The 7,754-nt window shown below is 37.1% G+C and carries 5 protein-coding genes; 3 read left to right on the top strand and 2 right to left on the bottom strand.

Features of this window, described 5'->3' with window-relative positions:
* A partial coding sequence (locus KTJ10_RS04035) for a DUF637 domain-containing protein (RefSeq protein ID WP_410468409.1) occupies positions 1-3,321 on the top strand: 3,321 nt, incomplete at its 5' end.
* A 9-nt stretch (positions 3,322-3,330) separates the two neighbouring features.
* Positions 3,331-3,915 carry an imm11 family protein gene (locus KTJ10_RS04025; protein WP_262441412.1) on the top strand — a complete coding sequence of 195 codons (585 nt, stop codon included), beginning with the start codon at positions 3,331-3,333 and terminating at the stop codon, positions 3,913-3,915.
* Between the two features lie 150 nt (positions 3,916-4,065).
* Here KTJ10_RS04025 and KTJ10_RS04020 read toward each other — a convergent pair whose 3' ends face one another.
* The gene (locus tag KTJ10_RS04020; protein ID WP_262441411.1) at positions 4,066-5,526 is read right to left on the bottom strand and encodes a coniferyl aldehyde dehydrogenase; all 1,461 of its coding nucleotides are present in this window, start codon (positions 5,524-5,526) and stop codon (positions 4,066-4,068) included.
* 129 nt (positions 5,527-5,655) lie between these two features.
* Here KTJ10_RS04020 and KTJ10_RS04015 point away from each other — a divergent pair, with 129 nt between their 5' ends.
* Positions 5,656-6,726 (top strand): AraC family transcriptional regulator, encoded by a 1,071-nt coding sequence (locus tag KTJ10_RS04015; RefSeq protein ID WP_262441410.1) that lies wholly within the window; start codon positions 5,656-5,658, stop codon positions 6,724-6,726.
* A gap of 15 nt (positions 6,727-6,741) precedes the next feature.
* On the opposite strand, the gene KTJ10_RS04010 is transcribed toward KTJ10_RS04015, so the two are convergent.
* Positions 6,742-7,638: a DMT family transporter gene (locus tag KTJ10_RS04010; RefSeq protein ID WP_199997046.1), complete on the bottom strand. Its 897-nt coding sequence runs from the start codon at positions 7,636-7,638 to the stop codon at positions 6,742-6,744.
* Positions 7,639-7,754 lie beyond the last annotated feature (116 nt).

Genomic DNA, 7,754 nt, shown 5'->3' with positions numbered 1-7,754 from the left:
ACCAATTCTAACTTAACCATTGACCCAAAAGTTTATAGTTTAAAAGCGGTGGGTGATATTGAACTTGTTTCTAAAACCGGTACTTTGACTTTAAAAGGCTATGGTGGAACAACCGGTAATGGATCGGAACAAGTCGTTAATTTGGATACAGCAAATGGTGGTATCAATTTAGAAGGCGCAAAAGTTGATATTCAAGGTTCACAGTTAACCGCGCAAAAAGATATTAAGATCGTTTCAAGTAAAGATGATGTGCTGATTGATGGTGTTAAAAATACTATTTTAGACTCTACGAAAATTACTTCATTTGAAAGGTTGGCAGCAGTAAAGTCAGAAAAAATTGATCTGGAAATTCAACATGAAAAAATGCGAAAAGATCCAGATTATTTATTTTTAATTAATGAATTGGATAAAGGTAGAGGATTGAAATATGAGGATAAAGTTGATGTAGAGAAGATGTATGCTTTACGTGATGCCTTAGAGAAAAGATATTTAGTAAAAATAGATATTGAGGCAGGTGCAGGTCGAAGAGGTAAAAAGGTTTTCTTCATTGATGCATATGAAAAGTACACTGATAAAATCAGTGAACTGGACCAGTCGATTAATTTTTATAACAAAAAATTTACGGGAAATGAGCACCGAGGATCAAGTCTTACGAGTAAAACAGGAAATATTAATATTATTTCATCTAAAGGAGGAAGTATTAGTGGCTCTATAATTGATGCTCAAAAAGGTTCAGTGTCTATTGAGGCGAGTGGTGCTTTAGCTGAACAGTATAAATCGACAATTAACAGTGGAGCTAATCAGCCTCCAAAATCCTTAAATGCAAGTGTTATTATTGATGGTCATACAGATTTTTATGAGAATGGTACAGAAGGTGAAGGGAATTATAGTTTCAGAACATTAGTCAGCCCTACCATTATTAATGGTGATAAAGGCGTTAATATAAGAACTGTAGGTAAAACCAAAGATGATAATTTGGTTTTACAAGCTACTGGTATTACCTCAAAAAATGGTGACGTAAAAATAGAATCAAATAAAAGTATTTTATTTGATGCAGCTATTGAGCAAAGCTATGACCTGACAACTACGACTGAAAAGAAAAAATCATGGGGTGGTTTAAAGAAAAAGTATATTACGACTGTTTCTGAAAATAATGACACAAATGCTGCTTCAGTCGATATTTCTGGAAAGAATATTTCGATTGAAACGAAGAAACTAGATACGTCAGTGAATGCTAAAACTCCAGATAATAATATTGATATTTATTCTGGGCGTTTTACTGCTGAGGGTGGAACAATTTCGATTAAATCTGGGGGAAATCTTAACTTTTACACTGTGGAAGAATCTTCTAGCAGTACAGTAGATGTTACAAAGAAAACTTCATATTCTAAACTTATCTCACTTTTAGGTTCATCAAAAACTACTACTAATACAACACGAACTCAGATTAGTGAATTACCTGCAAATTTAAAAGCAGATTATATTAATACGCAAGCGGTTGATAAGACGAAACTTGTGGGAACTGAGTTTGAATATTTAAAAGGGGCAACGATTGAAACTGGAGGAACACTTGAGTTAATAGCCGCAAAGACATCTATTACAGAGCTCTTAAAAAAAGAAAAAAGCTCATTAGCTTGGCAGTCAATGCAAGATAAAGGCTCAATTACTGAAACCGCTCAATTACCGAGTTTTAACGGCCCAGTTTTACCTACGTTTAAAGCTGCAGGTGGTTTGAGTGTACAAGTTCCAATTAGTGAAAAAGATACTAATAAGGTAGAGCTACGTGATGCGATTCTTAATTTAGCTAAGCAACCAGGAAATGAATATTTAAAAGAGTTTGTTAATCGAAAAGATGTAGATTGGCAAATAGTATTATTAACTCAAAAAGATTGGGACTATAAATCACAAGGTTTAACAGGAGCCGGAGCTGCAATTATTGCAATTGTAGTAACAATGGTTACTGCAGGAGCTGGAGCGGCAGTAGTAGGTGCTTTAGGTGGATCTGCGGCTACTTTAGGGGGATCTGCTATTGCTATGACACAAGCGGCATTAACATCTTTAGCTACTCAAGCAAGTGTGAGTTTAATCAATAATGGTGGAAATATAGGAAAAACACTTAAAGAGTTAGGAAGTAAAGACTCAGTTAAGAATTTGGCGGCTTCAGTTGTGACCGCCGGTTTATTAAGTCAAGTTAGTACAGCTCTAAATTTAAAGCCAGATAGTACTGTTTTATCAGATAGATTAATAAATAATTTTACAACCTCAGTAGGATCAACTCTTGTACAAACAGCTATTAAAGGAGGCGATTTAGAAGAAAATCTTAAAGTTGCTTTACTTGCAGGACTTGCGGGAGCTTTACAAGGTGAGTTAGCAAGTCAAATTGGAGATAGTTTATATAAGGCGGATCCAACAGTATTACAATATACAATTCATAAGATTGCTCATGCAGCCGCCGGATGTGCTGTAGCTGCAGCAACTAAACAAAGCTGTGAAGCTGGCGCAATTGGAGCAGGTGTAGGTGAAATTATCGCTGAACTTATGATCCCCTATGGGAAAACTGCATTAGATTTAGATGATAATGAAATTAATAGAATAAAAGGAGTAAGCAAGATAGTTGCTGGGTCGATATCTGCTTATGCTGGTTATGATGTTAATACAGCTGCAAATAGTGCAGATACTGCTATTTCCAATAACTCATTACCTAAATTAGCAACTTCTGGTGCTAAGATTGCTAAAAAAGTATTAGATCAAATAAAAAAATGGCCTAGCAATAAACCTTTAGAGCCAAATGATGTTACAAAAATGTTTAAAGATGCTGGCGTGCAGGAAATAGTAGATGTTGCTAATAATATAAAAACTTTGGTTAGTCCTACCTCCACATGGTTTGAGAAAATATCTGCTGCTGTAGATTTGGCTGTAGGTATTGATATTAAAGCTGGTAAAGATGTTGCTTTAGCAATGAAAGATAAGCACATAATCCAACTTAAAGATCCTGGCCCTATCCATCATATTTGTACGAACAAAAATTGTTTGAGTACAGCGAGAGGGGGACCTTGGACACCACAATTTCAAAAATATTTCGACGGTGCTGGCTTGGATATTAATAAATCTGTTGAAAATTTAGTGGCATTAGCTGACCATAAAGGTCCTCATCCGAAAGAATATCATGCTTATGTTGAGAAAGAATTAAGATTAGCTGTAAGTGGAAAACAAGCTAATACAGCAGAATACCGAAATGCAGTGATAGCAACATTATCCAGAATAAAATCAGAAGCATTAGTATCTGGATCACAAGTTAATAAATGGCTAACTAAAAAATAGGATGATGTAATGACTTACTATGAAATGAAAGCTGATTTCTATGAGTTTCCTCATCAATATTTTATTACTGAGATTGTAGGATTCGATAATCCTAGAGCTCAGATAGATTGGGATGAGTTTTTGTTAGAAAATAGTGTCAATAAGGGAAAGAAATATATTGCTATTATTGATAGTGGAGACCAAGAGGTCGATTTTACTACAACCTTTTATGGTTTTTGTGTCATTAGCCATAGATTCAAGCTTTTATTAGAGGAATATAGGCTTACTGATTGTATGGTTGTTCCATTAGAGTTTAATAAGCAATTATCTCAGCAGTTTTATCTCTTAATAGATCCCTTGCGATATGATTGTGTAGATGAAACTAATTCTGATTTCCAAAAGTTTATTGAAAACGATCCTGTAAGGCCCGATCTTGCGGGGCACTATAGGGCATTCTTTAAGTTAATTATTGATGCCGAAAAAACTGAGAATGCTGATTTTTTTCGAATTGATAAAGAAAATGCTACTATCATTGTAAGTCAGAATATAAAGGATATTTATGAGACAAATCATCTTACAGGAGCATGTTTTACTAAGGTGACTGTAGGCCAGTAATTTTAGATAGTAAATTTTTATTATTTTTTAGAATAAATTAGTTCAATATATGAATGACTTGATATATAAATAGTGTGATAAATATTTATATTAATTGTTGATCAATTAAAATCCCAAAAAAGCCTCATTACGAGGCTTTTTCTATACTCTTTATTTAATATTCGGATCGCCTTTTTTCAAGAAAAAGCGAATCGCTAACTTTTGTAAAAATGTTCCATAAGGAGGGTGGAAAAGCTGAGTTGGGAAGAACCGATGGCGAATAAAAACCGTTTTAGCATGTGAAAGTTCACGGAAACCTTCCTCACCATGATATGACCCCATGCCTGAATTGCCGATACCACCGAAAGGAGCATCATGATTGACTACATGCCAGCCCCAGTCATTAATGGTCACGCCACCCGAATGAGTTTCACGTAAAATACGATCACGCTCTACCGAGCTATGTGTAAAGAAATAAAGCGCTAAAGGTCGTTCGTCCGATTTCACATAGGTAATCGCATCATCTAAAGAATCATAAGCCACCACAGGTAAAATAGGGCCAAAGAGTTCTTCTTTCATAATGCGCATGTCTGGTGTGCAATTCAGCACAATCTGTACGGGCATTCTACGGCCTTGTTGGTCAAAGCTGTAAGTGTCACAAGGAATAACACGAGCACCTTTTTCTTGCGCATCGGTCAAAATATCTTGAATACGTTTTAAATGACGGTCATTTACAATCGATGTGTAATTCTCATTGTTTGTGATGTTTTGACCAAACATTTTTATAAAGCTTGATTTCGCTGCATCCACAAACTCATCAATACTTTCTTTAGGAACCAACGCATAGTCAGGCGCTACACAGATTTGACCACTATTAGTTGCTTTACCATGGGTAATACGTTTTGCAGCATCGGCAAGCGGATAATTACGGCTCACAATGGCCGGTGATTTGCCACCTAACTCAAGTGTAACAGGTGTTAGATTTTCAGCAGCAGCTCTCATGACGACTTTGCCAATAGCTGGAGAGCCAGTAAAGACAATATGGTTAAATGGCAAAGTGGTGAATCTAGCTGGATCTGTAATTTCTTCACCAAACACGGCCACTTCATCTTCATTAAAAACTTCGGCAAGCATGCGTCGAAGCATGGCATTAGTATTCGGTGTAATTTCAGGCAGCTTAATCATGACTCGATTGCCCGCAGCCAAAGCGGCAATGAGGGGGCCAAGTGCTAAATAAACGGGAAAGTTCCAAGGCACAATCACACCAACCACACCTTTAGGTTGGTATTGCACACTTAAACGGTTTGATAAAAATAAAAGCTCGGTACGGCGTTTACTTGGGCGCATCCAGCGGCGTAAATAATGAATGGCATGATCGGCTTCCAACACAGAGCCAAGCAAATCTAGTAGTTTAGATTCATCAAATGATCTAGAACTAAAATCGGAATTAATCGCAGCAGCTAAAGCATCTTGATAACGGATAATTTGTTTTTTGAGTTGATGCAGTCTGGTGCGGCGTGCCTCAAGACTTGGATAGGGATCTGCCTCAAAATTGGCACGTTGTTTGGAAAAAATAAGCTCCATATGTTCAGTGGCAGAGCCGCTATATTCTTTTAAGGTAGACTGTTCCATTATTATTCCTTCCATACTTTTGCTTATCATACTTTATGCTTGAAGCGTTGTATGGTCGATGTTAAATTGAGACAACAAGAGGTAGTTTAGTGCCATTATGCACGTCACTCTAGGGATGGTGTGAATTAAATGCCTAATAATGTTTATAAAAATACAAATGCGGTTATCGAAGGAAATTATGATAATACATCCTTAGGTGCCAATACATATTTGCTGGGTTTGACCAGTTTATTTGATGAAATGGGTGCGCAAGGCCATTCAATATCAAATGTTCTATCTGGCACAAATATTTCACCAGATGCGATGAATCAATCCTCTTTATATATTTCCCAAGTCCAAAAAATTCAGCTATTTCAAAATATTCAAAAGCTATCTCATGATCCCTTGATCGGACTACGCGCAGGGCAAAAGCAGCGGTTGTCTGATTTTGGGGTATATGGCTATGCGTTATATTCCTCACGTAATTTTAGACAAGCAGTCGAGCTTGGCATTCGACACATTAAGCTTGCAGGGCCTATTTTAAAGAAGTCTTTTTATATTCGGGATGACGTTGCCGTTTTTGAAGGGCAGGACATTATTGCACTTGGTAAGCTTTTGCCTTTAGTGTGTGAGTTTTGGTTTAGCTCAATGCAAACCTTAATTGAACGCGTGCTTGAAGGACCATTTCAAGCCAAGAAGCTTTTATTGCCCTATCCAGCGCCTGACTATGCAGAAGAATATGAAAAAGTGTTTCGTTGCCCCGTTCAATTTAATGCTGGGGTGATGCAATGGCACTTTGATTTAAAGTGGCTCGATGTACCTTGCCCAAATGCCAACCCGATTACTGCGGACATGTGTAAGTCGTTTTGTGAGCGGATGCTAGGTGCTGCTGAACTTGAAGAGCCTGAGTTGGTGAAAACGATTCGTTTAATACTATTGGATGGAACAGGGCTTTTTCCATCGGCTCAAGAAATGGCTGAACGCTTACATGTGTCAAAGCGGACTTTACATCGGCGCTTGGCAGGTTTTAGTCTGACTTATCAAGAGTTATTAGATGAAACTCGGCGTCGTCTTGCGGATGAATATTTGCGAGGAACAACTTTAACCGTAGATGAAATTGCTGAGAGAATCGGCTTTTCAGACACCTCTAATTTTAGAAAAGCCTACCGTCATTGGACAGGCATTTCACCAAATGAGTATCGAATACAGTACCTAAATTAGAATCAGCGTTGTCTGCTACTTAAATCGAGAAAGTAACTTTTTCTGCAAAAATGGATTACAGAGCAAAATCGCAAATAAAATAATAAATATGCCGATAATGCTGAATAGATCCGGTAATTCATGCCAAAAAACAAATCCCCAAATTCCTGCAAAAATAATAGCAATGTAGTTCATGGGACCAATTTGTCCTGCTGGGGCTAAGCTATAAGCATAAGACATAAATAGTTGGCTAATGTTTGCTAAAAGTCCTGCGGCAATGAGTAGGCTTAATTCGTGCCAAGTGAAAATACGCCAATGCCAGAACATTGGAATAGAGGAAATTAAACTACCAAAAACACAAAAGTAAAAAACAATACGTTCAGGCGGCTCTGTACTGGTTAAAGCTCTTACAGTCACAAAGGCCATTGCTGATAAAAAGCATGCACCCAAGCCAATAAATGATAGTGCGTTAAATAGACCTTGATCGGGTTTAGCGACAAATAAAACTCCAATGAGCCCAATCACAGCGGCAAAAATCATCGATTTGGTAATTTTTTCTTTTAAGAAAAGCCATGCAATCAGTGGAATAAAGATAGGAGATGAATAACTAAAAACCATGGCGTTCGATAGTTTTAAGTTCGCAATAGCATAGAAAAAACCATACATGGCGGCTAGGCCGACAATACTTCGCCACGTATGCATCCAGAGTTTATCGGTTTTAATAAAATCTAGCCCCTGTTTAAAGAGCATCGGAATAAAAATAAATAAACCTACAGCATTTCTAAAAAATACGACGGTCGCATTGTCTACCGTTTCTGAAGCAAAACGAATGCACACTCCCATAATGGAAAATAATAATGCCGATGTCATAAGACAAAGGAGCGCTTTTCCAAGTTGAGTTGAGGGGAGATTTGAAGCAGCCTGATTTTGCATAGAGAAATGAGTTCTTAATTTTCGATGTTATTTTAGCAGCGCTGTTAAGTTTTAGTGAAATGTGTCGTAATTAATATGGGAAATAAGAAAGATGAGGTGATATAACCTCATCTTAT

Source organism: Acinetobacter sp. WU_MDCI_Abxc222 (genome assembly GCF_025514755.1).
Classification (GTDB): domain Bacteria; phylum Pseudomonadota; class Gammaproteobacteria; order Pseudomonadales; family Moraxellaceae; genus Acinetobacter; species Acinetobacter geminorum.
This window is presented reverse-complemented; position numbering and strand designations above follow the sequence as displayed.